The following is a 24,692-nucleotide window of genomic DNA, read 5'->3' as shown; positions in this document are numbered from 1 at the left end:
TAAATGACCGACTATAAAGCCACGCTAAACCTTCCGGACACCGCCTTCCCAATGAAGGCCGGCCTGCCACAGCGCGAACCGCAGATCCTGCAGCGCTGGGACAGTATTGGCCTGTACGGAAAGTTGCGCGAGATTGGCAAGGATCGTCCGAAATTCGTCCTGCACGACGGCCCTCCTTATGCCAACGGCACGATTCACATCGGTCATGCGCTGAACAAGATTCTCAAGGACATGATCATCCGCTCGAAAACCCTTTCGGGCTTCGACGCGCCTTATGTCCCGGGTTGGGACTGCCATGGCCTGCCGATTGAACACAAAGTCGAAGTGACCCACGGCAAGAACCTGGGCGCCGACAAGACCCGCGAGCTGTGCCGCGCCTACGCCACCGAGCAGATCGAAGGGCAGAAGTCCGAATTCATCCGCCTGGGTGTGCTGGGTGACTGGGACAACCCGTACAAGACCATGAACTTCAAGAACGAGGCCGGGGAAATCCGTGCCTTGGCCGAGATCGTCAAGGGCGGCTTCGTGTTCAAGGGCCTCAAGCCCGTGAACTGGTGCTTTGACTGCGGCTCGGCCCTGGCCGAAGCGGAAGTCGAGTACGAAGACAAGAAGTCCTCGACCATCGACGTCGCGTTCCCGATCGCCGACGACGCCAAGCTGGCCGAGGCCTTTGGCCTGGCAAGCCTGGCCAAGCCCGCCGCCATCGTGATCTGGACCACCACCCCGTGGACCATCCCGGCCAACCAGGCGCTGAACGTGCACCCGGAATTCACCTACGCCCTGGTGGACGTCGGTGACCGCCTGCTGGTGCTGGCCGAGGAAATGGTCGAGGCCTGCCTGACTCGCTACGAGTTGCAAGGCTCGGTGATCGCCACGACCACGGGCTCCGCGCTGGAGCTGATCAACTTCCGTCACCCGTTCTACGACCGTCTGTCGCCGGTGTACCTGGCTGACTACGTCGAACTGGGCTCGGGTACTGGGGTGGTTCACTCCGCGCCGGCCTACGGTGTGGACGACTTCGTGACCTGCAAAGCCTATGGCATGGTCAACGATGACATCCTCAACCCGGTGCAGAGCAATGGCGTATACGTGCCGTCGCTGGAGTTCTTCGGTGGCCAGTTCATCTTCAAGGCCAACCAGCCGATCATCGACAAACTGTCGGAAGTCGGTGCGCTGCTGCACACCGAAACCATCAAGCACAGTTACATGCACTGCTGGCGCCACAAGACCCCGCTGATCTACCGCGCCACCGCGCAGTGGTTCATCGGCATGGACAAAGAGCCTGTCGCCGGCGAAACCCTGCGCAAGCGTGCGATCAAAGCCATCGAAGACACCAAGTTCGTACCGGCCTGGGGCCAAGCACGCCTGCACTCGATGATTGCCAACCGTCCCGACTGGTGCATCTCCCGCCAGCGTAACTGGGGCGTGCCGATCCCGTTCTTCCTGAACAAGGAAAGCGGCGAACTGCACCCACGCACCGTCGAACTGATGGAAGTGGTGGCCCAGCGTGTGGAGCAGGAAGGTATCGAAGCCTGGTTCAAGCTGGACGCTGCCGAGCTGCTTGGTGACGAAGCGCCGCTGTACGACAAGATCAGCGACACCCTCGACGTGTGGTTCGACTCGGGTACCACCCACTGGCACGTGCTGCGCGGCTCGCACCTGATGGGTCACGAGACCGGCCCGCGCGCCGACCTGTATCTGGAAGGCTCGGACCAACACCGTGGCTGGTTCCACTCGTCCCTGCTGACCGGTTGCGCCATCGACGATCACGCCCCGTACCGCGAGCTGCTGACCCACGGGTTCACCGTCGACGAGAACGGTCGCAAGATGTCCAAGTCCCTGGGCAACGTGATTGCGCCGCAGAAGGTCAACGACACCCTGGGCGCCGACATCATGCGTCTGTGGGTGGCTTCCACCGACTATTCCGGTGAAATGGCCGTTTCGGAGCAGATCCTGCAACGCAGCGCCGATGCCTACCGCCGTATCCGCAATACCGCACGCTTCATGTTGTCGAACCTGACCGGCTTCAACCCGGCCACCGACATCCTGCCGGCCGAGGAAATGCTCGCCCTGGACCGTTGGGCTGTGGACCGTACCCTGTTGCTGCAACGTGAGTTGCAGGAGCACTACGGCGAATACCGCTTCTGGAACGTCTACTCGAAGATCCACAACTTCTGCGTGCAGGAGCTGGGTGGTTTCTACCTCGACATCATCAAGGACCGCCAGTACACCACCGGCGCCAACAGCAAGGCCCGCCGCTCGGCGCAGACCGCGCTGTACCACATCTCCGAAGCGCTGGTGCGCTGGATCGCGCCGATCCTGGCCTTCACTGCCGACGAGCTGTGGGAATACCTGCCGGGCGAGCGTAACGAGTCCGTAATGCTCAACACCTGGTACGAAGGCCTGACCGAATTGCCGGCCGACTTCGAACTGGGCCGCGAGTATTGGGAAGGTGTGATGGCCGTCAAGGTTGCGGTGAACAAGGAACTGGAAGTCCAGCGTGCGGCCAAGGCCGTCGGTGGCAACCTGCAGGCTGAAGTCACCCTGTTTGCCGAGGAAGGCCTGACCGCCGACCTGGGCAAATTGAGCAACGAACTGCGCTTCGTGCTGATTACCTCCACGGCTAGCCTGGCACCCTTCGCCCAGGCCCCGGCTGATGCGGTCGCGACCGAAGTCCCGGGCCTCAAGCTCAAGGTCGTCAAGTCCGCCTTCGCCAAGTGCGCCCGTTGCTGGCACTGCCGTGAAGACGTTGGCGTGAACCCGGAGCATCCGGAAATCTGCGGTCGTTGCGTCGACAACATCAGCGGTGCCGGTGAGGTTCGCCACTATGCCTAAATCCAGCCGTTTCGGACGTCTGGGTTGGCTCGTACTGAGCTTGCTGGTCCTGGTCATCGACCAGGTCAGCAAGGCTCACTTCGAGGGCACCCTGGAAATGTTCCAGCAGATCGTGGTGATTCCTGACTACTTCAGCTGGACCCTGGCCTATAACACCGGTGCCGCTTTCAGCTTCCTCGCTGACGGTGGTGGCTGGCAGCGTTGGCTGTTCGCCCTGATCGCTGTGGTGGTCAGTGCGGTGCTGGTGGTCTGGCTCAAGCGCCTTGGCCGCAATGACACCTGGCTGGCTATCGCCTTGGCACTGGTGCTGGGCGGTGCGCTGGGCAATCTGTACGACCGCATCGCCTTGGGCCATGTGATCGACTTCATTCTGGTGCATTGGCAGAACCGCCATTACTTCCCGGCGTTCAACTTTGCCGACAGCGCCATCTGCGTTGGCGCAATCATGCTGGCGCTGGATATGTTCAAGGGCAACAAGCCCGGAGAAGCCGTAAATGACTGAACAAGTATTGGCCGAACAACGCATTGGCCAGAACACGGAAGTCACCTTGCATTTCGCACTGCGCCTGGAGAATGGCGACACGGTCGACAGCACGTTCGATAAAGCCCCGGCGACCTTCAAGGTCGGCGATGGCAACCTGCTGCCGGGTTTTGAGACGGCGCTGTTCGGCTTCAAGGCCGGTGACAAGCGCAACCTGCAGATCCCGCCGGAAAACGCCTTTGGCCAGCCCAACCCGCAGAACGTACAAATCATCCCGCGTTCGCAGTTCCAGGACATGGAGCTGTCGGAAGGCTTGCTGGTGATCTTCAACGATGCGGCGAATACCGAACTGCCCGGAGTGGTCAAAACCTTCGATGACACTCAGGTGACCATCGACTTCAATCACCCGTTGGCCGGCAAGACCTTGACCTTTGATGTTGAAATCATCGACGTTAAAGCGCTCTAACTGACGAAACCGGTTCCTGTAGGCGCTGGCTGGCCTGCGATAGCAACGCCTCGGTGTACCAGTTGCACCGAGCGCAGGCAGACCAGCTCCCACAAAGACACGAGGCCCAGCATGCAAATCAAACTCGCCAACCCCCGTGGCTTCTGCGCCGGGGTGGACCGGGCGATCGAAATCGTCAATCGCGCCCTGGAAGTCTTCGGCCCGCCGATCTACGTGCGCCATGAAGTGGTCCATAACAAGTTCGTGGTCGAAGACCTGCGCGCCCGTGGCGCCATTTTTGTCGAAGAACTGGATCAAGTGCCGGACGACGTCATCGTTATCTTCAGCGCCCATGGCGTTTCCCAGGCAGTGCGCACCGAAGCCGCAGGCCGTGGCCTGAAAGTCTTCGATGCGACCTGCCCGCTGGTGACCAAGGTGCATATCGAAGTGGCGCGCTATAGCCGCGACGGCCGTGAGTGCATCCTGATCGGCCACGCCGGTCACCCCGAAGTCGAAGGCACCATGGGTCAGTACGACGCCCGCAATGGCGGCGCGATCTACCTGGTGGAAGACGAAAAAGACGTCGCCGAGTTGCAAGTGCATAACCCTGAGAAGTTGGCATTCGTGACCCAGACCACCTTGTCGATGGATGACACCAGCCGGGTCATCGACGCCCTGCGTACCCGTTTCCCTGCCATCGGTGGGCCGCGCAAGGACGACATCTGCTATGCCACGCAAAACCGCCAGGACGCCGTCAAGCAACTGGCCGACGAGTGTGACGTGGTGCTGGTCGTCGGTAGCCCTAACAGCTCCAACTCCAATCGTCTGCGTGAACTGGCCGAACGCATGGCTACCCCGGCGTACCTGATTGACGGTGCCGAAGACCTGCAGCGCAGTTGGTTCGACGGTGTCGAGCGCATTGGCATCACTGCGGGCGCCTCGGCGCCGGAAGTCCTGGTACGTGGCGTGATCCAGCAGTTGCAGGCGTGGGGCGCGACAGGTGCCGACGAGTTGTCAGGGCGCGAAGAGAACATCACTTTCTCCATGCCCAAGGAGCTGCGGGTTCGTTCGCTGCTCTGAGCCCCAGATCATCGTAGCCCCGGCACAATGCCTGCTCGGCCTTGTCGCTGCGCAGGCTGATGCGGCCGGTGGGCGCCAGCACCACTTGATGCAGGCTCAGCGGCTGGTCCGTTGAGCACACATGCACGGTGCCGGCGCGAAACCCACCCGCAGACAGCAGGGGTTCGCCCAAACCGCTGAAGCGAATCTGCGTGCGCACCGGGGTATTGCCCACAATGGGGATCCGCCCATTGTCCTGGCGTTCCAGCAGTACGGGGTTGTCGTCGTCCAGATGACCGCGGCCATTCATGTCCACCACCACCCTCCAGCCCCGACTCCAGTCATCATCCAGCGCGTGGATGATCACCGTTCGATTGCGCGCAATAGCCTGGGTGCGGGCGTAGCGCAAGCCTGACGCCAGTGTCTGCGCGGCGCTCAGTCGCGTTTGTGAGTCCAGCAGGCTCTTGAAGCCGGGTACCGCCAATTGCGCCAGGATGCCGCTGACGATCAAGCCGAGCAGCAATTCGATCAATGTGAAACCGCGTTGTTTCATACCTCGTCCCTCCGTGGACCGTGTGCCTGAACTAGTTATAGCGGCACTGCGTGGGGGGGCAGTGATGGCCTTCCTGTCCAAAGTATTTCCCTTTATTCCGAGGGGCAGCGCGACGACAACAGCGGCGCTAGTCTTGGGCAACGCACGGCTATCTCGGCCGTCTGGATGACCCTCGACAAGGATGACGATGGCTATGCGAGCTTGCCTGGTAACGTCTTGTACACCCCCGACCGACACACAACAGATCGGTATGAGCCTGATCGAAGTGCTGGTTTCGCTGTTGATTCTCGGCGTTGGCCTGTTGGGGGCCGGGCTGATCCAGCTGAATGCGCTCAAGTACACCGACAGTTCCAGGATGATCAGCCAGGCGAGCTTCGTTGCCTACGACATGCTTGACCGGATTCGCGCCAATGCCGCCGCCGACTATTCCTGGGGAGGCGAGGATATCTCGCTCGCCAACACCTTGGCCGCGAGTGTCCGGGACCTGGACTTGCACGACTTCGAGGCCAATATCCGCCACTTGGCCGGCGATACCGCCAAAGGTTCGATTGCGATCAGCCAGCGCGAAGTCACCATCAGCATCAGTTGGGACGACTCACGCGCAGCCCATGCCGGCGGCGCCCGGGAAACATTCACCCTGACCAGTCGCGTCGCGGTCGATCCGAGGCCTGCGCGATGAGGCGCTCCAGTACGGGTTTTGGCCTGGTCGAGGCATTGCTGGCGGCGACCCTGGGGTTGGTGGTGGTCCTGGCGGCCGTCCAGGTAACGCTGGCCGCCCGAAGCACCGCAGCCAGCCAGCATGCCTCGGCGTTGTTGCAGGATGATGGGCGATTTGTCCTGGGCAAGATGATTCAGGAGATTCGCCTGGCGGGGATGTTCGGTTGCCTGTCCCTTCCCGCGATTGTTCAGGCGCCGGCTGACTTTTCCACGCCGATCAGTGTGGCGGTCAGCGGTGCCTCAACCAACCTGACCCTGGTCACTGGCGATGTCGGCGGTCAGGGCAGTCGGCCCGACTGGACCGTGCTCAGTAATTGTGTCGACAGCGCCCAGGCCTACTCGGGGGTACCGCCCAAGCCTGGTCCTGGGCAGATTGCTTTCCCGGTTCGCAAACTGACCTACACCTTTGAGTCAGGGCAGTTGAAGCTCAGCACACCGACAGCGCCGGCCAGGGCGGTGCTGGTGGATAACGTGGGGGCGTTTGAGTTGAGTTTCGGGGTGGCCAGCCGGCCAGGGTCCAGTGTCGTGAGCCGCTATGACAGCCATCCCGGCGACGAGTCGCTGATCCGCAGTGTGCGGGTGATGTTGACGCTGCGCGATCCGCTTGGTCGCGTGCGGGACCAGGTCTACAGCGTCGTCGCTGCCGTGCGTAATCGTCTTGAATAGCGAGTGCCGGGTACCGGCCCCTGGGCAGCGCGGCATGGTGCTGTTGATCAGCCTGGTATTGCTGCTGTTGTTGACGGTTGTCGGCCTGGCTTCGATGCAGGGCGCGACGTCGCAGGAACAGCTCGCCGGCAGCCTCAGGCATCGCAACCAATCGTTCCAGGCGGCCGAAAGCGGGCTCAGGCGCGGTGAGTCGGCTGTACAGGCGCGCGGGTTCGGTTTGCCGGCCTGTCAGTCGCTGGTGACCTGTGCCCCGCCGAACGAGGCGTATGCCATCAGCCAGCCAGGCGTCGACCCAGTCTCGGCTATCACCTGGGTCGGCATGAAAGCGGGTGTGTACGGTATTCAGAACCTCGGCCCCGCTAGCGGGTTGGCACATTTGCCGCCCGACACCCCAGCGACGTTGTATCGGGTTACGGCAGTGGGGATCAGTGGCCAATCGCGCACCGTTCTGGAAAGCGTCTATGCGCGGGTAGCCGCGGATGCTGATGCCAGTGAGCGATTCCGGCGAATTCTATGGCGACAACTCCAGTAGGTAATCATGACGATGAGCGGCAATTGCAAGGGGTTCACTTTGATCGAGTTATTGATCGCGCTGGCGATCATTGCCACCTTGGCGGCGGTGATCTATCCGGGGTACGCCGCCCACGTGAAAAAGGCTTACCGCACAGAAATCGTCGGGCTGCTCACGGAGCAAGCCCAGCATCTGGAGCGCTATTACGTGAGAAATGGCACTTTTATTGATGCCAGCGGCGTCAGCACCGGCAATGATCGCTATAGAATCACGGTGATGCTGAACCCCCAGGATTTCACCCTGACCGCGACGCCTTTTGCTGGCGCGATGCTGGGTGATCCTTGTGGTGAGTTCAGTTTGACCAGTACTGGCGCGCGGGCCAATCCCGGCGCCGCACCCGGCACCACGCGTCAGGAGTGCTGGGGGCGATGACGCTGGTGGGCGACGGGGTGCCTGGAGCACTCCTTTCTTTTTATGAGCTGGATCGAACAATGACCAAGCAACAGCAAGTCGTGGTTGTGGGTGGTGGTGTTATCGGGCTGTTGACGGCGTTCAACCTGGCAACCCAGGGGCTGGCGGTGGTGGTGCTTGACCGTTCGTCGGTTGGGCAGGAGTCTTCCTGGGCCGGTGGCGGGATTGTTTCGCCGTTATACCCCTGGCGCTACAGCCCGGCCGTCACGGCGCTGGCCCATTGGTCCCAGGATTTTTACCCGCAATTGGCCCAGCGCCTGTTTGCGGCCACCGGCGTGGATCCCGAGGTTCATACCACGGGCCTGTATTGGCTGGACCTCGATGACGAGGCCGACGCCCTGGCCTGGGCTGCGCGGGAAGGCCGGCCCTTGAGCAAGGTGGATGTGTCGTCCGCCCGTGACGCGGTGTCGGTATTGGGCGCGGGGTTCGCCGAGGCTATCTATATGGCGAACGTGGCCAATGTACGCAATCCACGCTTGATCAAGTCCCTGAAGGCGGCGTTGCTGGCATTGCCGGGTGTGACCCTGCATGAGCAGTGCGCGGTACAGGGCTTTATCCAGGAGGGCGGCAGCATTGTCGGGGTCAATACTGCGCAGGGCGAGGTGCGAGGCGACCAGGTAGTGCTCGCGGCCGGTGCCTGGAGTGGTGAGCTGCTCGCCAGCCTGGGGCTGACGCTGCCGGTGGAGCCGGTCAAGGGCCAGATGATTTTGTACAAGTGTGCTTCGGACTTTCTGTCCTGCATGGTCCTGGCGAAGGGGCGCTATGCGATTCCCCGCCGGGACGGACATATCCTGATTGGCAGCACGCTGGAGCATGAAGGTTTCGACAAGACACCGACCGAATCGGCTCTGGACAGCCTCAAAGCCTCGGCGGTGGAACTGATTCCGGCCCTGGCGGATGCCGAGGTGGTGGGGCATTGGGCCGGTTTGCGGCCTGGTTCGCCGGAGGGCATTCCCTATATCGGCAAGGTGCCAGGGTATGAAGGGCTGTGGCTCAACTGCGGGCATTACCGCAATGGCCTGGTATTGGCGCCTGCGTCTTGCCAGTTGTTTGCTGACTTGCTGCTGGGGCATGAGCCGGTGATCGACCCGGCCCCTTATGCGCCCACTGGTCGGATATAAACCGGGGGGCCTACCGTTCCAGAGGACTCAGCGCTCGATAGACTTCGGACCCTGCTCCAGATGCGCCTGGGTGCAATACCAGTCCTGGCGCTGGCTCAGTGCCCGGTCCTGCGGCAGATGCACGCCACAGTGTGCACAGCGAACCATCGGCGCGGCGCCTTGTTCGCCGGGCTGTTGCTGCGTCGAAGCGGGGCGCTTGAACTTGCGCCAGAACCATACCGCAGCAGCAATCAGGGCAATCCAGAACAGTAAACGAACCATGGCAGGCAGCTTCTCAACAGGGAATCCGGCAGTTTAGCCAAGGATGTTAGCGGCGCACAGGGTAATAAAGTCGCGCCATGAAAAAAGGAGCCCCGAGGGGCTCCTTCTTGCGCTGCCAAGACGGGTTTCAGTCAAAGACACCGAACGTCATGTAGCTGAACCACGAGCGATCCTGGTTGTTGCCCAGGGCTTCTGGTGCTTCTTCCTCGATCACGTCGCCGTTCTCGTCATGGGGCTTGAGCTCCGACGGAATGGCGTCCTTGGCATCCTGGTACTGCTTGAGGATGTCCTGGTTGGCGCGGGTTTCGCCCGGCGGCAGCGGTGGACGGGACTCGATCATGCCCAGGGTGTACTTGCTCAACCACGAGCGGTTGTCCGCTTCGGCAACCTGCGGCACAAACTGGCCGTCTTGCAGGCTAGGGTGGTCCGGGTAGTTGAGTTTCAGGGTCTCCAGGCTGGTAGCGGCCAGGGTATCGAGGTGCAGGCGCTGGTAAGCCTCGGTCATCACTGCCAGGCCGTCACCCACGGAAGGGGTTTCCTGGAAGTTCTCCACCACATAGCGACCACGGTTGGCGGCGGCGACATAGGCCTGGCGCGTCAAGTAGTAGTGGGCTACGTGGATTTCGTAGGAAGCCAGCAGGTTGCGCAGGTAGATCATGCGCTGCTTGGCGTCCGGCGCGTAGCGGCTGTTGGGGAAGCGGCTGGTCAGCTGGGCGAACTCGTTATAGGAGTCGCGCGCGGCACCTGGGTCACGCTTGGTCATGTCCAGCGGCAGGAAGCGCGCCAGCAGGCCAACGTCCTGGTCAAACGAGGTCAGGCCCTTGAGGTAGTAGGCGTAGTCCACGTTCGGATGCTGCGGGTGCAGGCGGATAAAACGCTCGGCAGCGGACTTGGCAGCTTCCGGCTCGGCGTTCTTGTAGTTCGCATAGATCAGTTCGAGCTGGGCCTGGTCGGCATAGCGGCCAAACGGATAACGCGACTCCAGGGCCTTGAGTTTGGCCGTGGCGCTTGTGTAGCTATTGTTGTCCAGGTCGGCCTGAGCCTGCTGGTACAGCTCGACTTCACTGAGGTTTTCGTCGACGACGTCCTTTGTTGACGAGCAAGCAGCAGTCATGGCGAGGATGGCGATCAGCAGCAGGTGTTTCACTTGCATGGCGGCTTGCGTCCCTATGACGGCCGCTGTCTTGGGCGGGGCCGTCCTGTTATGATGAGCGCCCCGATGAAAGCCTCGGGGCAAAAGACGCCGTATTTAACCACAAGCGCGCAGCCGAAACCAAAGGCTGTGCCACGCCTAGTCTGAGCATGTCCGATAAAATTGAACTTCGCGCAGAGGTGCCGTCCGAATTGGGCGGCCAACGCCTCGATCAAGTCGCCGCACAACTATTCGCTGAGCACTCGCGCTCGCGCCTTTCCGCCTGGATCAAAGACGGCCGCCTGACTGTGGATGGAGCGGTTATCCGCCCGCGAGACATAGTGCATGGCGGTTCGGTTCTTGAGCTGACTGCCGAGCAGGAAGCCCAGGGAGAATGGATCGCCCAGGACATCGAGCTGGATATCGTCTATGAAGACGACGACATCCTGGTGATCAACAAACCCGCAGGCCTGGTGGTTCACCCGGCGGCCGGGCACGCTGATGGCACCTTGCTCAATGCCTTGTTGCACCATGTGCCGGACATCATCAACGTCCCGCGCTGCGGCATCGTCCACCGCCTGGACAAGGACACCACTGGTCTGATGGTCGTGGCCAAGACCATTCAGGCGCAGACGCAGTTGGTCACACAATTGCAGAGCCGCAGTGTCAGTCGCATCTATGAGTGCATCGTGATTGGTGTGGTCGTAGCCGGTGGCAAGATCAACGCGCCTATCGGTCGTCACGGCCAGCAGCGCCAGCGCATGGCGGTGATGGAGGGCGGCAAGCAGGCCGTCAGCCACTACCGCGTGCTGGAGCGTTTCCGTTCCCACACCCATGTGCGGGTCAAGCTGGAAACCGGCCGTACCCACCAGATTCGGGTACATATGGCGCATATCAACTTCCCGTTGGTCGGCGATCCGGCCTACGGTGGTCGCTTCCGTATTCCGCCGGCCGCCAGTGTGACCATGGTCGAGTCGCTGAAGTCGTTCCCGCGCCAGGCGCTGCATGCACGCTTCCTGGAACTGGATCATCCGACGAGCGGTGAGCGGATGAGCTGGGAATCGCCTCTGCCCGACGATTTTGTCTGGTTGCTGTCGTTGCTCAAGCAGGACCGCGAGGCCTTTGTCGGATGAATGACTGGCTGATTCCTGACTGGCCTGCGCCGGCCGGGGTCAAAGCCTGCGTCACCACCCGTGCGGGCGGCGTCAGTCTGGCGCCGTTCGACAGCCTCAACTTAGGCGATCATGTCGAGGACAGCCCCGAAGCTGTGCTTGAGAATCGCCGTCGTCTCACCGCCGCATTTGCTATCCAGCCCGCCTGGTTGCGCCAGGTGCATGGTGTGGTCGTGGTCGAGGCCGATCCGGGACGGATTGCCGAGGCCGACGGCAGTTGGACCGGTACGCCCGGCATCGCCTGCACGGCGATGACCGCCGATTGCCTGCCGGCCTTGTTTTGCAATAAGTCCGGAACTCGTGTTGCTGCCGCCCATGCCGGTTGGCGTGGCCTGGCGGCGGGTGTGCTGGAAGCGGCCGCCGACAGCCTGGATGCTGCGCCTGCCGACGTACTGGTGTGGTTGGGCCCGGCGATTGGCCCAAAGGCCTTTGAAGTCGGCCCGGAAGTGCGTGAAGCCTTTATGCAGCAACACCCGCAAACCGCGCAGGCTTTCGTTCCCAGCCACAACCCTGGCAAGTTCCTGGCTGATATCTACCAGCTGGCGCGCCTGCGCCTGGCTGCGCGTGGGATCACCGCTGTCTACGGTGGCGGTTTGTGCACCGTGACCGACCCGCGCTTCTTTTCTTACCGGCGCAGCCCGCGTACCGGTCGATTTGCCTCCCTGATCTGGCTCGAACGCTAGACTCTCCTGATCCATATCAAGCATTGCCGGCTTGAATGTTCCAGAATCCCCCCCATCTATAGGGGTATCTGGCAGGTTTCTTCATTCAGGATGCGTTTCTCGCGAGCAAGCTCGCTCGCACATAGCTCCGGCCTGCTCAAAAGGAAGGTGACTAATGCGTATTGATCGTTTAACCAGCAAATTACAATTGGCGTTATCGGATTCCCAATCCCTGGCCGTTGGCCTCGACCATCCGGCCATTGAGCCCGCGCACTTGATGCAGGCACTCCTCGAACAGCAGGGTGGTTCTATCAAGCCCCTGTTGATGCAGGTGGGCTTCGACGTCAACAGCCTGCGCAAGGAGTTGAGCAAAGAGCTCGACCAACTGCCGAAAATCCAGAATCCGACGGGTGACGTGAATATGTCCCAGGATCTGGCGCGCCTGCTTAACCAGGCCGATCGCCTGGCCCAGCAGAAAGGCGACCAGTTCATCTCCAGCGAACTGGTGCTGCTCGCCGCCATGGATGAAAACAGCAAGCTCGGCAAGTTGTTGCTGGGCCAGGGCGTGAGCAAAAAGGCCCTGGAAAATGCCATCAACAACCTGCGCGGCGGCGACGCGGTGAATGACCCCAATCATGAGGAGTCGCGCCAGGCCCTGGACAAATACACCGTCGACCTGACCAAGCGCGCCGAAGACGGCAAGCTGGACCCGGTAATCGGGCGTGACGACGAGATTCGTCGCACCATCCAGGTCCTGCAGCGCCGCACCAAGAACAACCCGGTGCTGATCGGTGAGCCTGGGGTGGGTAAAACCGCCATCGCCGAGGGCCTGGCCCAGCGCATCATTAATGGTGAAGTGCCGGACGGCCTCAAGGGCAAGCGCTTGCTGTCCCTGGACATGGGGGCCTTGATTGCCGGTGCCAAGTTCCGTGGTGAGTTTGAGGAGCGTCTGAAATCCCTGCTTAATGAGCTGTCGAAGCAGGAAGGGCAGATCATTCTGTTTATCGACGAACTGCACACCATGGTCGGCGCCGGTAAAGGTGAAGGCTCGATGGACGCAGGCAACATGCTCAAGCCTGCACTGGCTCGGGGTGAGTTGCATTGCGTGGGGGCTACCACGCTCAACGAGTATCGCCAGTACATTGAAAAGGACGCGGCCCTTGAGCGTCGTTTCCAGAAAGTCCTGGTGGAAGAACCGAGCGAAGAAGACACCATCGCGATCCTGCGTGGCCTGAAAGAGCGTTATGAGGTCCACCACCGCGTGGCAATCACTGACGGTGCGATCATTGCGGCGGCCAAGTTGAGCCATCGCTATATCACTGATCGTCAGTTGCCGGACAAGGCCATCGACTTGATCGACGAAGCGGCCAGCCGGATTCGCATGGAGATCGACTCCAAGCCTGAAGTGCTGGATCGCCTGGAGCGCCGCCTGATTCAACTGAAAGTCGAATCCCAGGCGCTGAAAAAAGAAGACGATGACGCGGCGAAGAAACGCCTGGAAAAACTCCAGGAAGAAATCGGCCGTCTGGAGCGTGAGTATTCGGACCTGGAAGAAATCTGGACCTCGGAAAAAGCCGAAGTGCAGGGTTCCGCACAGATCCAGCAGAAGATCGAGCAATCGCGCCAGGAACTGGAAGCTGCCCGCCGTAAAGGCGACCTGAACCGCATGGCCGAGTTGCAGTACGGGGTGATCCCGGATCTGGAACGCAGCCTGCAAATGGTCGACCAGCATGGCCACAGCGAAAACCAGTTGCTGCGCAGCAAGGTGACCGAGGAAGAAATTGCCGAGGTTGTGTCCAAGTGGACCGGCATTCCTGTGTCGAAAATGCTGGAAGGCGAGCGTGACAAACTGTTGCGTATGGAAAGCCTGTTGCACCAACGCGTGATTGGCCAGGAAGAGGCCGTGGTGGCAGTGTCCAACGCGGTGCGGCGTTCCCGCGCCGGTTTGTCCGACCCGAACCGTCCGAGCGGCTCGTTCATGTTCCTCGGCCCGACCGGTGTGGGTAAGACCGAGCTGTGCAAGGCCCTGGCCGAGTTCCTCTTTGATACAGAAGAGGCGATGGTGCGCATTGATATGTCCGAGTTCATGGAGAAACATTCCGTGGCTCGTTTGATCGGGGCGCCACCAGGCTATGTGGGCTACGAGGAAGGCGGCTACCTGACCGAAGCGGTACGGCGCAAGCCTTACTCGGTAATCCTCCTGGATGAGGTCGAGAAGGCCCACCCGGATGTGTTCAACGTGTTGCTGCAGGTGTTGGAAGATGGCCGGCTGACGGACAGTCACGGACGTACCGTGGACTTCCGTAATACGGTGATCGTGATGACCTCCAACCTGGGCTCGGTACAGATCCAGGAGATGGTCGGTGATCGTGAAGGCCAGCGTGCTGCGGTAATGGATGCGCTGACCAGCCACTTCCGCCCGGAATTTATCAACCGGGTTGATGAGGTAGTGATCTTCGAGCCTTTGGCGCGGGATCAGATCGCCGGTATCACCGAGATCCAACTGGGCCGCCTGCGCAGCCGTCTGGCGGAGCGCGAGCTGATGCTGGAACTGAGCAGCGAGGCCTTGGACAAGTTGATCGCTGTCGGCTACGACCCGGTGTATGGCGCGCGGCCGTTGAAGCGTGCGATTCAGCGCTGGATCGAGAACCCGTTGGCCCAACTGATCCTGTCGGGCAGCTTTATCCCGGGGGCCAGCGTCAAGGCCACCGTGGAAAACGACGAAATCGTCTTCCACTAAGCCCGAATTGGGTGGTTATGAGCAGAGGCCCCGCATTGCGGGGCCTTTTTTTTCGATAGGGCGTTGAACTGTAAGGCAAAGGCTTGTAAAGTGCGCCCCGCAGCAACGTCAGCCCACGGGTTTCTTCTCCCCAAGGAGAAATCAGAAAGAAGCGCAAATCATTGTCTTAAAAGCAATTTAAAGGGTTGACAGGGGTTTTTAAGATTGTAGAATAGCGCGCCTCAGAGACACGAACGTAGCGATACGGACAAGTCGAAGAGAAGGTAACAAGAAGCACCGTAGTACTTTGAAATATGTAGTTCCGTGATAGCTCAGTCGGTAGAGCAAATGACTGTTAATCATTGGGTCCCAGGTTCGAGTCCTGGTCACGGAGCCAATTTCAAACCGGGGTATAGCGCAGTCCGGTAGCGCGCCTGCTTTGGGAGCAGGATGTCAGGAGTTCGAATCCCCTTACCCCGACCATATTTGGGTCGTTAGCTCAGTTGGTAGAGCAGTTGGCTTTTAACCAATTGGTCGTAGGTTCGAATCCCACACGACCCACCATTTTTGAGACCAGTTAACGCTGGAATCGAATCTTAAGATCAGAGGCCAAAAGCCCTGATCGAAGAAGGCGACTTGAAAAGGTCGCCTTTTTTTTACCGGGGTATAGCGCAGTCCGGTAGCGCGCCTGCTTTGGGAGCAGGATGTCAGGAGTTCGAATCCCCTTACCCCGACCATATTAAAAATCCTCGTATCGAAAGATACGGGGATTTTTTTTGCCTGCGCAAAACCTGAAGGTGCATGGTGATCAAAGGTGGGAGCTGTCTCGCCCTGCGAGGCTGCGATGGCGGCGTCACTGCCAGCCTTTATGTCGCCTGGCACACCGCTATCGCAGCCTCGCAGGGCGAGACAGCTCCCACAGGGGGGGGCAGGGCGCGCATGCTTATAAAATCGCCTCGCTTGCGCCCCGTCCGGAACCGTATTGTCAGTGAAGTTTGAGCCGCGGCTCGGTGCCCCGTCCGATTTTGCTGCCCAGCATCAACATCATCGTGCGGAAGAACCCGTACAACGCCATCTGGTGCATGCGGTACAGCGACACATAGAACATCCGCGCCAGCCAGCCTTCGAGCATCACACTGCCGGTCAGGTTGCCCATCAAGTTACCCACAGCCGAAAAACGCGACAGCGAGATCAGGGAGCCGTAATCGGTGTACTTGTAGCTGGGCAGCGCCTTGCCGTCGATGCGCAACTTCAGCGATTTAGCCAGCAGCGACGCCTGCTGGTGCGCCGCTTGCGCCCGTGGCGGAACGTTGCGGTCGGTGCCCGGTTGCGGGCAGGCCGCGCAGTCACCGAAGGCGAAGATATTCTCGTCACGGGTAGTCTGCAGGGTTGGCAGCACCTGCAGTTGGTTGATGCGGTTGGTCTCCAGGCCGTCGATGTCCTTGAGGAAACCTGGCGCGCGAATCCCCGCCGCCCAGACCTTGAGGCTGGCAGGGATCACCTGGCCACTGCTGGTAATCAGGCTGTCGGCGGTGACTTCACTCACGGCCGAGTTAGTCATGACCGTCACCCCGAGCTTTTCCAGGGTTTTATGCACAGGCCCGCTGATCCGCTCTGGCAGGGCTGGCAATACCCGGGGCCCGGCTTCGATCAGGGTGATGTACATGTTTTCCGGCTTGATCCGGTCCAGGCCATAGGCCGCCAGTTCGTGGGCCGCATTGTGCAGCTCGGCGGCCAGTTCGACGCCGGTGGCGCCAGCGCCAACGATTGCCACGCTGATCTGTTCCACCACATCGGTTTGCCCGGCATGGGCGCGCAGGTAGTGGTTGAGCAATTGCTGGTGGAAACGTTCGGCCTGCTTGCGGGTATCGAGGAACAGGCAGTGCTGCGCCGCGCCTTCGGTACCGAAGTCATTGGTGGTGCTGCCGACGGCAATCACCAGGGTGTCGTAACCCAGCACGCGCGCAGGCACCAGTTCCCGGCCTTCTTCATCGAGGGTCGCGGCCAGCTGGATTTTCTTCTGTTCACGATCGAGCCCGCTCATGCGCCCCAGTTGGAACTCGAAGTGGTTCCATTTTGCCTGGGCAACATAATTGAGTTCGTCTTCAGAGGAGTTCAGCGAGCCGGCGGCCACCTCGTGCAGCAGGGGTTTCCAGATATGGGTCAGGTTGGTATCCACCAGCGTGACACTGGCGGTACCGCGCTTGCCCAGAGTCTTACCCAGGCGGGTAGCCAACTCCAGGCCGCCGGCGCCGCCGCCGACGATAATAATACGATGGGTCATGGGGGTATCTCGCAAGGCTAAAAGAAATCGGTGCAGTTACCCGAGCGAGCGCCAGGCAGCTCATAGCGTCAGGTAACTCAAAAGGCGGCTCAGGACGCCCAGGCCAATCACCACAACCAGTACCACCCCAAGGAGCAGCCACGGCCGGAAAGGCTTGCGCTCAACCTGGTGCTGGGACAGTTGCAGGTACTCTTCGACATGTTGTTGGTCGTCAGGGTTCAGGCGGCTGGTCATAAAGGCCTCGTCAGGGAGACGTTGCAAAAGGGCACCACGTTACAAGCTGATACCCACATCGAACACTATGCTGCGCCCCAGGTTGTTGCGCAAGAAATCCGGTGCGTCGGGATGGGCGAACAGCACCCGCGCAAAGGTCGGGCCGACCAACGACAGCGAGCGCCAGCCCTGGCGCAGGTATTCGGTGGGCGGCGGGAAATGGCTGTTGAGGTCCAGCACTTCGCGCTTGAGGCTGGCGAAGGCGATGATATCCAGCTCCCCGAGGTCCATGCCGCGTTCTTTGTAGTTATGGGCTTTCTTGCGCAGGGTCGGGGCCAGGCGCAGCAGGAACTCATGGGCGGGAATGCGCCTGGGCTTGGCCTCGCGCCGCACCAGTTGGCTCAGGGAAAAAGCGCTGCGCCGACGCACCAGTTCGTCGCGCCACTCGTCATTCAGGCGCCGGCCTTCATCGAGGACAAAAAACACTTCGAAGCTGGCATCGCGAAACAGTACGTCCGGCGGCTCCTGACCGGCGGCATGAAACTCTTCGGCGCGGTAGGGCACATTCAGGCCTTGTAGCAGGCGCTGGCAGACCCAACGCTCACGCTCCCATTTGCGGGCATTGGACAGGAACGCGTTGGCTTGTTCGGCCGCTATGGTGAGCAGGCGCAAATAATCTGAGTCATCCATGCTTGCAGCTTAGCGTTCAAATGATGACTGCAGGAAGTCCCGTGTGAAAAGGCTCGGTGTAGACTGGCGGTTCTGTCGACGGTTTTGCACAAGGAGTTCGCGGTGAAGTTTTTGCTTACGGTGTTGCTCAGCCTTTTGCCCCTGTGGGCCCAGGCGGTTGAACTCGGGGAGCGGCTGGCGCCGTGGACCCTGCTCGATCAATTCGACCAGGCCTATACCCTGGATAACCAGGCGCAGGTCTTGCTGGTGGCGCGCAGCATGGATGCCGCCAAGTTGGTGGATGCGGCCTTGCAGGGCCAGCCCAAGGGGTATCTGGAGGCGCGCCATGTGGTGTTTGTCGCCGATATCCAGCGTATGCCGAGGCTGATCGCCAAGCTCTTTGCCGTCCCGGCGATGCAAGCCTACAACTACCGGGTGATGCTTGACCGTGATGCGCGGATCGCTCCGCGTTATCCGGCGCCTGTGGATAAAGTGCTGTGGTTGCAACTCGAAGACGGCAAGCTGGTTGCGCGCCATGAATACGCGACTGCCGCCGAGCTGCGCCAGGCCCTGGAGCAGGTGCAGCCGTGATCAGTGCCGCCGTGCTGGCGCCGCAAACCCTGTGGTTGGGCTGGCTGCTGTATGCGCCGGTAATTGTCTGGGCGATCCTGCGCTCGTCCTGGGTCGAACTGTTTGCCGACCGGCGCCGCCAGCACCTGTTGTTTGGCACGGTGTTCGCGCTGTTCATGCTGTGGCTGGTGCGTCGGGACTTCGATACCGGGGTGTCCTACCACTTTATCGGCATGACCGCCGTGACCCTGCTGCTCGACTGGCCCTTGGCGATTGTCGGTGGGCTGGCGGCACAATTGGGCCTGGTGCTGCTCGGGCGCCAGGACTTGGCGGCGGTCGGGGTCAATGGCGCGCTGCTGGTCCTGCTACCGGTGTTGGTGACAGAGACGTGCGCGCTGCTGGTGGAGCGGGCACAGCCGCGCAATCCTTTTGTGTATATCTTTTGTTCGGGTTTTTTTGCCGCTGCTCTGTCGGCGTTGTTGTGCCTATTGGCGGGCCTGGGCCTGCTGTGGCTGGACGGCCGCTTCGCCATGCCGGAGTGGATCGAGGATTTTATCGGTTACCTGTGGCTGATCATCTTTCCCGAAGCCTTTATCAACGGCACCGTGATCAGTGCGCTGGTGGTGTTTTGCCCGGAGTGGCTTGAGACGTTCAACCGCACGCGCTACCTCTCGGCGCCCTGGAAAGACGACAATTCGCGCCCTTGATCCAAATCAAGGGTGCCATGCAAAAGTGGTCGCATGCTCTGCGAAACTTCCAGGAGCACGATCATGAGTGTGTACGAGTGGGCACGGCAGGAGTTGCGCAGAAGCCAGGACGCAGCGCAGGAAATCGGTTTTGACCCGGGTCTGAGCCTGCGCGCCTTGCTCAGCGCGGTGGTGCAGCAGAGCAAAGGCGTGCGCAGTGCCGAAGACCTGGCCGACGAGTTGCAATTTCTCGCGGAAAACCTCGACGACCAGCAGGATTACGGCTTTATGCGGCCTTAGTGGGCGCGCGGTGGCAGGTCTTCGGAGAACAATTCGTCTTCGGCGTCCGGGCTGACCGGAATCTTGTGTTCTTCCGCAGCCCAGGCGCCCAGGTCGATCAGTTTGCAGCGATCCGAGCAGAATGGCCGGTTGAGGTTGGTCGCTTTCCATTCCACGGGGGCGCCGCAGGTTGGGCATTCGACGGTCAAGGGTTGGCTCATGTTCGGCCTCCACGCAAAGTAAGGTAAAAGTGGTGCAGTCGCTCGACCTCGGCCTTTAGCCAGGCCAGGTCCTGATCATTGACCAGTACATCGTCGGCTTGGCGCAAACGGTCTTCCCGTGAGGCCTGGGCCTTGAGAATCGCCTGCACCTGTTCTTCGCTGATGCCATCGCGCAGCAGGGTACGCTGAATCTGCGTTGCTTGCGGCACATCGATCACCAGGATGCGCTGGGTCATGGTGTGCTGGCCCGACTCGATCAACAACGGCGACACCAGGATCGCATAGGGTGAGCGGGCGCGGGCCAGATGGCTACGGATCTCGTCGGCAATCAACGGATGCAGCAGGGCCTCAAGCCACAGGCGTTCTTGCGGCGCCTCGAAAATGCGCTTGCGCAAGGCTGCGCGATCCAGTTGGCCATCGGGCAGCAGGATCTCGCCGCCGAAGTGCTCGGCAATCTTCGCCAGCGCCGGGCGGCCGGGTTCCACCACCCAGCGCGAGGCATGGTCGGCGTCGATAAGGTCCACGCCAAGGTCGATAAAGTGCTGGGCCGCAGCGCTTTTACCGCTGCCGATGCCGCCCGTCAGGCCAAGAATCCAGGGTGTTGCGACAGAAGTGGTCATCTGAAACCGACAGACTGCAAATAGAAGTCGGTTATTTGACCACCCCAGAGCAATGCAATCCAGCCGGCAATCGCCAGATAGGGACCAAAAGGCAAGGGCACTGACGTCTGCGCGTTGCGTATGCGCAAGACAATCACCCCTGCGATCGCCCCCACCAGCGATGCCAGCAACAGCGTCAGCGGCAGGATCTGCCAACCGCCCCAGGCACCGAGCAGGGCCAGCAGCTTGAAGTCGCCATAGCCCATGCCGTCCTTGCCGGTGCACAACTTGAACAGCCAGAACACCGACCACAGGCTCAGGTAACCGGCAACCGCGCCCAGCAGGGCATCGGGCAGGGTCGTGTACAACTCGAAATAATTGAGGATCAACCCCAGCCACAGCAGTGGCAGCACCAGCACATCCGGCAGCAGTTGGTGATCGGCGTCGATCAGGCTCATGGCCAGCAAGCCCCAGCTCAAGAACAGCACGCCAGCGGCTGGCCAGCCGAAGCCGTAATGCCAGGCAATAAATGCCGAAAGCAGCCCGCACGCCAGTTCGGTCAGCGGGTAGCGTGGGCTGATGGAACCGTGGCACTGCGCGCAGCGCCCCCGCAGCAGCAAGTAGCTGAGCACCGGGATGTTTTGCCACGGGCGAATCGGCTGTGAGCAGTGCGGGCAGCAGGAGTTGGGGTGCAACAGGTTATAGGTCGGGCCGCCGGGTTCCGGGGGCAGGCCGAGTATTTCATGGGCCTGGGCGCGCCAGTCGCGCTCGAGCATTTTTGGCAGGCGCCAGACCAGCACGTTGAGGAAGCTGCCGACGATCAGCCCCAGCACCAGTGAAGCCCAGACGAACAGCCAGGGATGGAGGGTCAGGAGGAGGTCCAGGGTCATGTTCAAAACGCCGTGCCGAGCTGGAAGATCGGCAGGTACATGGCGATCACCAGCGCCCCGACAATGCTGCCGAGCACCACCATGATCAGCGGTTCCATCAGGCTGGTCAGGTTGTCCACCAGGTTGTCGACGTCCGTTTCATAATGGTCGGCGACCTTCTCCAGCATGCTGTCCAGTGCGCCCGATTCTTCGCCGATGGCTGTCATCTGGATCGCCATGCCAGGGAACAGGCCGCTGGCGGTCATAGTTCGATTCAATTGCATTCCTATTGCTACGTCCTGGCGCATAAGCGTGACTGCTTGTTTGAAGCGTTCGTTGCCGGCGGCTCCCGCCACTGAATCCAACGCCTGTGCCAGCGGTACGCCGGCGGCAAAGGTGGTGGCGAGGGTGCGAGCGTAGCGGGCGACAGCGGTTTTTTTCAGCAGTGTGCCTGCCAATGGCACTTTCAACAAACCAGCGTCCAGCCACAGACGAAAACCACTGTGTCGACGATAGCTGCGACGTATGCCCCAAGTAGTCGCCGCCACGGCCAGCAACAGCATCCACCACGCGCTTTGCATGAATTCGGACAGCACAATAACCAGCAGGGTAAAGCGCGGCAGCGGCGTGTCGATGCCGGCGAACAGGCTTTCGAACTGGGGCACGACGTGGATCAGCAAGATACTGCTGACCAGGGTGGCCACGAGCAGGACCACCAGTGGATAGGTCATGGCTTTCTTGATCCGGGTCTTGAGGCGTTGGCTTTTTTCCAGGTGGGTGGCGACCCGCTCCAGCAGGGTTTCCAGGGTGCCGGCCTGTTCGCCGGCCGCGATCAGGCTGCAATACAGGGCGTTGAAGCACTGCGGTTGTTTCAATAACGCGCCGGTCAGGCTGTTGCCGGCGGCAATCTCCTGCTTCAATCCCTGGACCATTGTGCGCATGGCCCGGTTTTCAAAGCCTTCGCCGATCATGTCGAAGGCTTGCAGCAGGGGGATTCCCGCCTTCAGCAGGGTCGCCAGTTGGCGGGTGAACAGCGCAACATCGGCTGGGGTGATGGGGTTGCGCAGGCCAGACAGGAGGCTGGAGCGCATCTGGACCCGAACCGGATTGATCCCTTGTCGGCGCAATTGGGCCTTGATCACGGCCGGGCTATGCCCGCGGGTTTCGCCGGACACCTTGCGGCCATTGCGCAGGGTGCCTTCCCAGGCGTAGGTGGCGGTGGGGGCCGGGTTTACGGTGACATCATTCATGGGGTGCTACGGCTCATCGACAGGTGACGATTTACAGCTTAGTCAGGGCTGTGTGTCCGTCAGGCGATTGGGCAAGGGAAAAATGTCAGATTGTGCGTCTTGTGAGGGCCTGGCCCGGCGCGGATGAGTACACTGGCGCGGTTGTTGAGGGCAGGGCGCAGGAGGTGCCTTGCGATGGGTTTTATTCTGGAGAGTGAATGTGATGCGTCAGAACGGCTTTACTTTGATCGAGTTGTTGATCGTCGTGGCGATCATCGGCATCTTGGCCACGATTGGCCTGCCCATGTATACCAAGCACCAGGCCAAGGCCAAGTTCACTGCTGGGTTGGCGGAAGTCTCGGCGTTGAAGGCGGGCTTCGAAGACACCTTCAACCAGGGCACGGCACCCACGCTGGCGCTGATCGGCGGCACCAGCCCGACCGCCAATTGCGTGATCAGCGTGGCGGGCGATGTGGCTGCGGGGACGGGTTCGATTGCCTGTGAGATCCTCGATGCGCCTGCGCCTGTCCAGGGCAAGCTCATTACCCTGGCGCGCAGTGCCACTGACGGTTGGAAGTGCACCACCAACGCTGACGAGCAGTACGTTGCAAAGGGTTGCACGGCTGGCAACTGAGCCCGGGCCACCTAAATCAGTGATGGGGGCCTGGCGTGACGGGCTCCCAGGCACTTCACAGGGTAGTAAGGGGTGCCCATGACGTTATCCGTGCAACAGCGAGGAAGCGTGTTTTTGGTGATGGCGCTGAGCCTTTTGCTGCTGGGCATCACCCTGTCCTTCAGTGGTCATGACTGGCAGCGTGTGCTGCAGGTCGGCGTGGCTGTGTGTGCGTTGCTCTATGGCCTGGCGACTCCCGCCGGGCGCCTGGTCGACAGACCCACCGCTATCGGCCTGGGGCTGGTGTTCGGCCTGGGCCTGATCTCTTCGTTGTTGGCCCACCAGCCTCTCTGGGCGCTGACCGAGTGGGCGCTGATGATCACCTGCGGGGTGATTGCCGCAGCTTTTGCCCGCTTGCGACGCAATGGCGATCAAACCCTGGATCAGGTGCTGATCCTGTTTGTGTTGCTGCTGTGCCTGATCAAGAGCCTGCAATATGGGTACGCGGGCGTCCTGGCGTTTACCAGTGGCGAACCGACACTGGACACCGACCTGCTGCTTTCCGGGTTCTCCAACAAGCGTTTCTACGGCCAGTTCCAGACGTTTACCTTGCCCTTGCTGGCGTTGCCGCTGCTGCTCACGGGCACCTCGCGGTTGGCGCGTGGGCTGGTGTTCGCCCTGTTGTGTGCATGGTGGTTGATTGCAATCAGTGGCGGCACCCGTGGCACCTGGCTGGGCTTCGGCGTTGCGGCACTGGTCCTGGCTTTTCTGGGGGCGGCGGGGCGTCGCTGGTTGACCTGGCAGCTGGCTGCGCTGTGTGGCGGGCTGGTTTTATACGGGTTGTTGTTCACGGTGTTGGCGCCTTACCTGGGGCTGGAAATTGCCAGTCTTTCCAATGACCGCCTTACCACCAGCCTTTCGGGTCGTGAAGTGATCTGGTGGCAAGCCTGGGACATGATCCGCGAACGGCCGTGGCTCGGTTTCGGGCCGATGCACTTTGCCGATATCCCCAACCCGATTGCCGCCCATCCGCACCAGGCAATCCTGCAGTGGGCCAGTGAGTGGGGCGTGCCCTCGGCCCTGTGCGTCGCGTTGCTGGCGCTGCGCGGCGGCTGGGCCACACTGAGGGTCATTCATCGGCAAGGGCCGTCAGGGGCACCGCAAGACCTGCTGCGCCTGTGTCTATTCGCCGCGCTGCTGGGCGCGACGGTGCAGGCGATGGTCGACGGGATTATCGTGATGCCCTATTCGCAACTGTGGTTGGCGCTGGTGGTGGGTTGGTTGATGGCATTGCATCCGTGGCGCACGCCGGTTGTCGAGCCGAGGCCGCTGTTGCGCGGGGCCTGGCAGGTGTCGGCTGTGCTGTCGGTGGCGTTGCTGGTATTTGTCGTGTACCGCGACCTGCCAGGCGCCACCGAGCGCAGCCAGCACTATATCGACATTGCCAAAAGCCATCTGCAGCCGCGCTTCTGGGTCCAGGGAGTCATTGCGCCGCACATTCGGTAAGTTGCCGGGCGCCCATTGCAGTGCTAGCTTTAGCCCACCGCCCGTGTAGCTCAGTTGGTAGAGCAGCGCACTCGTAACGCGAAGGTCGCAGGTTCGATTCCTGTCTCGGGCAAAAAGGCACCACAGTTTTCAGATGATCCCAGAATGGT

Annotated in this window: 27 protein-coding genes and 5 tRNA genes; 22 read left to right on the top strand and 10 right to left on the bottom strand. The window is 61.1% G+C overall.

From position 1 onward, the window contains the following. Positions 1-3: 3 nt before the first annotated feature. The 4 genes from ileS to ispH all read left to right on the top strand — a co-directional run bounded on the left by ileS (position 4) and on the right by ispH (position 4,841). On the top strand, positions 4-2,835 hold the full coding sequence (gene ileS, locus HU773_RS24000) for an isoleucine--tRNA ligase (RefSeq protein ID WP_057441098.1): 2,832 nt from the start codon (positions 4-6) through the stop codon (positions 2,833-2,835). Further along, positions 2,828-3,337, top strand: coding sequence for a signal peptidase II (gene lspA, locus HU773_RS23995; protein ID WP_057958393.1), 510 nt, complete (start codon positions 2,828-2,830; stop codon positions 3,335-3,337). The genes ileS and lspA overlap by 8 nt, the downstream gene beginning before the upstream one ends. A 7-nt stretch (positions 3,338-3,344) precedes the next feature. Beyond that, positions 3,345-3,782: an FKBP-type peptidyl-prolyl cis-trans isomerase gene (gene fkpB, locus HU773_RS23990; RefSeq protein ID WP_169959852.1), complete on the top strand. Its 438-nt coding sequence runs from the start codon at positions 3,345-3,347 to the stop codon at positions 3,780-3,782. A 111-nt stretch (positions 3,783-3,893) separates the two neighbouring features. Continuing rightward, entirely contained in the window at positions 3,894-4,841 is a 948-nt protein-coding gene (gene ispH, locus HU773_RS23985) for a 4-hydroxy-3-methylbut-2-enyl diphosphate reductase (RefSeq protein ID WP_057441092.1), read from the top strand. Here ispH and HU773_RS23980 read toward each other — a convergent pair. Next, a complete protein-coding gene (locus HU773_RS23980) occupies positions 4,795-5,373 on the bottom strand; it encodes a GspH/FimT family pseudopilin (RefSeq protein ID WP_057444403.1) in 579 nt (192 codons plus the stop codon). The two genes, ispH and HU773_RS23980, sit on opposite strands and share 47 nt — an antisense overlap. A 193-nt stretch (positions 5,374-5,566) precedes the next feature. Here HU773_RS23980 and pilV point away from each other — a divergent pair, with 193 nt between their 5' ends. The 5 genes from pilV to thiO are packed head-to-tail and all read left to right on the top strand — an operon-like array spanning position 5,567 to position 8,859. Next, entirely contained in the window at positions 5,567-6,052 is a 486-nt protein-coding gene (gene pilV / locus HU773_RS23975; RefSeq protein WP_350338785.1) for a type IV pilus modification protein PilV, read from the top strand. After that, complete coding sequence (locus tag HU773_RS23970; protein ID WP_169989535.1) at positions 6,049-6,756, top strand: PilW family protein; 708 nt, start codon at positions 6,049-6,051, stop codon at positions 6,754-6,756. The genes pilV and HU773_RS23970 overlap by 4 nt, the downstream gene beginning before the upstream one ends. Before the next feature lie 34 nt (positions 6,757-6,790). Then, positions 6,791-7,288 carry a pilus assembly PilX family protein gene (locus tag HU773_RS23965; protein WP_169989543.1) on the top strand — a complete coding sequence of 166 codons (498 nt, stop codon included), beginning with the start codon at positions 6,791-6,793 and terminating at the stop codon, positions 7,286-7,288. 12 nt (positions 7,289-7,300) lie between these two features. Next, entirely contained in the window at positions 7,301-7,699 is a 399-nt protein-coding gene (locus HU773_RS23960) for a type IV pilin protein (RefSeq protein WP_169989534.1), read from the top strand. 59 nt (positions 7,700-7,758) lie between these two features. After that, positions 7,759-8,859 (top strand): glycine oxidase ThiO, encoded by a 1,101-nt coding sequence (gene thiO, locus HU773_RS23955; protein ID WP_186625042.1) that lies wholly within the window; start codon positions 7,759-7,761, stop codon positions 8,857-8,859. A gap of 27 nt (positions 8,860-8,886) precedes the next feature. Here thiO and HU773_RS23950 read toward each other — a convergent pair whose 3' ends face one another. Continuing rightward, the gene (locus tag HU773_RS23950; RefSeq protein ID WP_057441079.1) at positions 8,887-9,120 is read right to left on the bottom strand and encodes a PP0621 family protein; all 234 of its coding nucleotides are present in this window, start codon (positions 9,118-9,120) and stop codon (positions 8,887-8,889) included. A gap of 127 nt (positions 9,121-9,247) precedes the next feature. Continuing rightward, complete coding sequence (locus tag HU773_RS23945) at positions 9,248-10,273, bottom strand: outer membrane protein assembly factor BamD (RefSeq protein ID WP_057441077.1); 1,026 nt, start codon at positions 10,271-10,273, stop codon at positions 9,248-9,250. 149 nt (positions 10,274-10,422) lie between these two features. On the opposite strand from HU773_RS23945, the gene rluD reads away from it, so the two are divergent. The 7 genes from rluD to HU773_RS23910 all read left to right on the top strand — a co-directional run bounded on the left by rluD (position 10,423) and on the right by HU773_RS23910 (position 15,542). Then, entirely contained in the window at positions 10,423-11,385 is a 963-nt protein-coding gene (gene rluD / locus HU773_RS23940; protein ID WP_029292014.1) for a 23S rRNA pseudouridine(1911/1915/1917) synthase RluD, read from the top strand. Further along, positions 11,382-12,107: a peptidoglycan editing factor PgeF gene (gene pgeF / locus HU773_RS23935; protein ID WP_128592789.1), complete on the top strand. Its 726-nt coding sequence runs from the start codon at positions 11,382-11,384 to the stop codon at positions 12,105-12,107. Before rluD ends, pgeF begins: the two co-directional genes overlap by 4 nt. Positions 12,108-12,261: 154 nt before the next feature. Then, positions 12,262-14,826 (top strand): ATP-dependent chaperone ClpB, encoded by a 2,565-nt coding sequence (gene clpB, locus HU773_RS23930; protein WP_186625043.1) that lies wholly within the window; start codon positions 12,262-12,264, stop codon positions 14,824-14,826. A gap of 300 nt (positions 14,827-15,126) precedes the next feature. Continuing rightward, positions 15,127-15,202: transfer RNA gene (locus HU773_RS23925), tRNA-Asn, on the top strand. Positions 15,203-15,211: 9 nt separating this feature from the next. Further along, positions 15,212-15,288 (top strand) — tRNA-Pro (locus HU773_RS23920). Between the two features lie 5 nt (positions 15,289-15,293). Further along, positions 15,294-15,369, top strand: a tRNA-Lys gene (locus HU773_RS23915). Between the two features lie 96 nt (positions 15,370-15,465). Beyond that, positions 15,466-15,542, top strand: a tRNA-Pro gene (locus tag HU773_RS23910). A 248-nt stretch (positions 15,543-15,790) separates the two neighbouring features. On the opposite strand, the gene HU773_RS23905 is transcribed toward HU773_RS23910, so the two are convergent. From HU773_RS23905 to HU773_RS23895, 3 genes are read right to left on the bottom strand one after another with little or no spacing between them, the layout of a single operon-like run. Further along, the gene (locus HU773_RS23905) at positions 15,791-17,089 is read right to left on the bottom strand and encodes an NAD(P)/FAD-dependent oxidoreductase (protein ID WP_057441073.1); all 1,299 of its coding nucleotides are present in this window, start codon (positions 17,087-17,089) and stop codon (positions 15,791-15,793) included. Positions 17,090-17,149: 60 nt separating this feature from the next. Further along, a complete protein-coding gene (locus HU773_RS23900; protein ID WP_057441071.1) occupies positions 17,150-17,323 on the bottom strand; it encodes a DUF3094 family protein in 174 nt (57 codons plus the stop codon). Between the two features lie 39 nt (positions 17,324-17,362). Then, the gene (locus HU773_RS23895; protein ID WP_057441069.1) at positions 17,363-17,992 is read right to left on the bottom strand and encodes a DUF1780 domain-containing protein; all 630 of its coding nucleotides are present in this window, start codon (positions 17,990-17,992) and stop codon (positions 17,363-17,365) included. Positions 17,993-18,094: 102 nt separating this feature from the next. Between HU773_RS23895 and HU773_RS23890 the strand changes: the two genes are divergently transcribed. From HU773_RS23890 to HU773_RS23880, 3 genes are all read left to right on the top strand, one after another. Beyond that, positions 18,095-18,562 carry a hypothetical protein gene (locus tag HU773_RS23890; protein WP_057441067.1) on the top strand — a complete coding sequence of 156 codons (468 nt, stop codon included), beginning with the start codon at positions 18,095-18,097 and terminating at the stop codon, positions 18,560-18,562. Next, positions 18,559-19,248 carry an energy-coupling factor ABC transporter permease gene (locus tag HU773_RS23885; protein WP_057441064.1) on the top strand — a complete coding sequence of 230 codons (690 nt, stop codon included), beginning with the start codon at positions 18,559-18,561 and terminating at the stop codon, positions 19,246-19,248. The genes HU773_RS23890 and HU773_RS23885 overlap by 4 nt, the downstream gene beginning before the upstream one ends. Positions 19,249-19,311: 63 nt before the next feature. Continuing rightward, a complete protein-coding gene (locus HU773_RS23880; RefSeq protein ID WP_057441062.1) occupies positions 19,312-19,527 on the top strand; it encodes a hypothetical protein in 216 nt (71 codons plus the stop codon). Here HU773_RS23880 and yacG read toward each other — a convergent pair. The 4 genes from yacG to HU773_RS23860 are packed head-to-tail and all read right to left on the bottom strand — an operon-like array spanning position 19,524 to position 22,445. After that, the gene (gene yacG, locus HU773_RS23875; protein ID WP_032861907.1) at positions 19,524-19,727 is read right to left on the bottom strand and encodes a DNA gyrase inhibitor YacG; all 204 of its coding nucleotides are present in this window, start codon (positions 19,725-19,727) and stop codon (positions 19,524-19,526) included. The genes HU773_RS23880 and yacG overlap by 4 nt on opposite strands. After that, positions 19,724-20,347, bottom strand: coding sequence for a dephospho-CoA kinase (coaE, locus tag HU773_RS23870; protein ID WP_057958402.1), 624 nt, complete (start codon positions 20,345-20,347; stop codon positions 19,724-19,726). The genes yacG and coaE overlap by 4 nt, the downstream gene beginning before the upstream one ends. Beyond that, positions 20,344-21,216 (bottom strand): prepilin peptidase, encoded by an 873-nt coding sequence (locus tag HU773_RS23865; RefSeq protein ID WP_120734166.1) that lies wholly within the window; start codon positions 21,214-21,216, stop codon positions 20,344-20,346. Before HU773_RS23865 ends, coaE begins: the two co-directional genes overlap by 4 nt. Positions 21,217-21,218: 2 nt before the next feature. Next, positions 21,219-22,445: a type II secretion system F family protein gene (locus tag HU773_RS23860; protein WP_186625304.1), complete on the bottom strand. Its 1,227-nt coding sequence runs from the start codon at positions 22,443-22,445 to the stop codon at positions 21,219-21,221. A 202-nt stretch (positions 22,446-22,647) separates the two neighbouring features. Between HU773_RS23860 and HU773_RS23855 the strand changes: the two genes are divergently transcribed. The 3 genes from HU773_RS23855 (at position 22,648) to HU773_RS23845 (ending at position 24,655) form a co-directional block, all read left to right on the top strand. After that, positions 22,648-23,058 (top strand): pilin, encoded by a 411-nt coding sequence (locus tag HU773_RS23855; RefSeq protein ID WP_186625305.1) that lies wholly within the window; start codon positions 22,648-22,650, stop codon positions 23,056-23,058. Between the two features lie 78 nt (positions 23,059-23,136). After that, entirely contained in the window at positions 23,137-24,543 is a 1,407-nt protein-coding gene (locus tag HU773_RS23850) for an O-antigen ligase family protein (protein WP_186625303.1), read from the top strand. Positions 24,544-24,582: 39 nt separating this feature from the next. Beyond that, positions 24,583-24,655, top strand: a tRNA-Thr gene (locus tag HU773_RS23845). The last annotated feature ends 37 nt before the right edge of the window (positions 24,656-24,692 follow it).

It is taken from the genome of Pseudomonas shahriarae, assembly GCF_014268455.2.
GTDB classification, from domain to species: domain Bacteria; phylum Pseudomonadota; class Gammaproteobacteria; order Pseudomonadales; family Pseudomonadaceae; genus Aquipseudomonas; species Aquipseudomonas shahriarae.
This window is presented reverse-complemented; position numbering and strand designations above follow the sequence as displayed.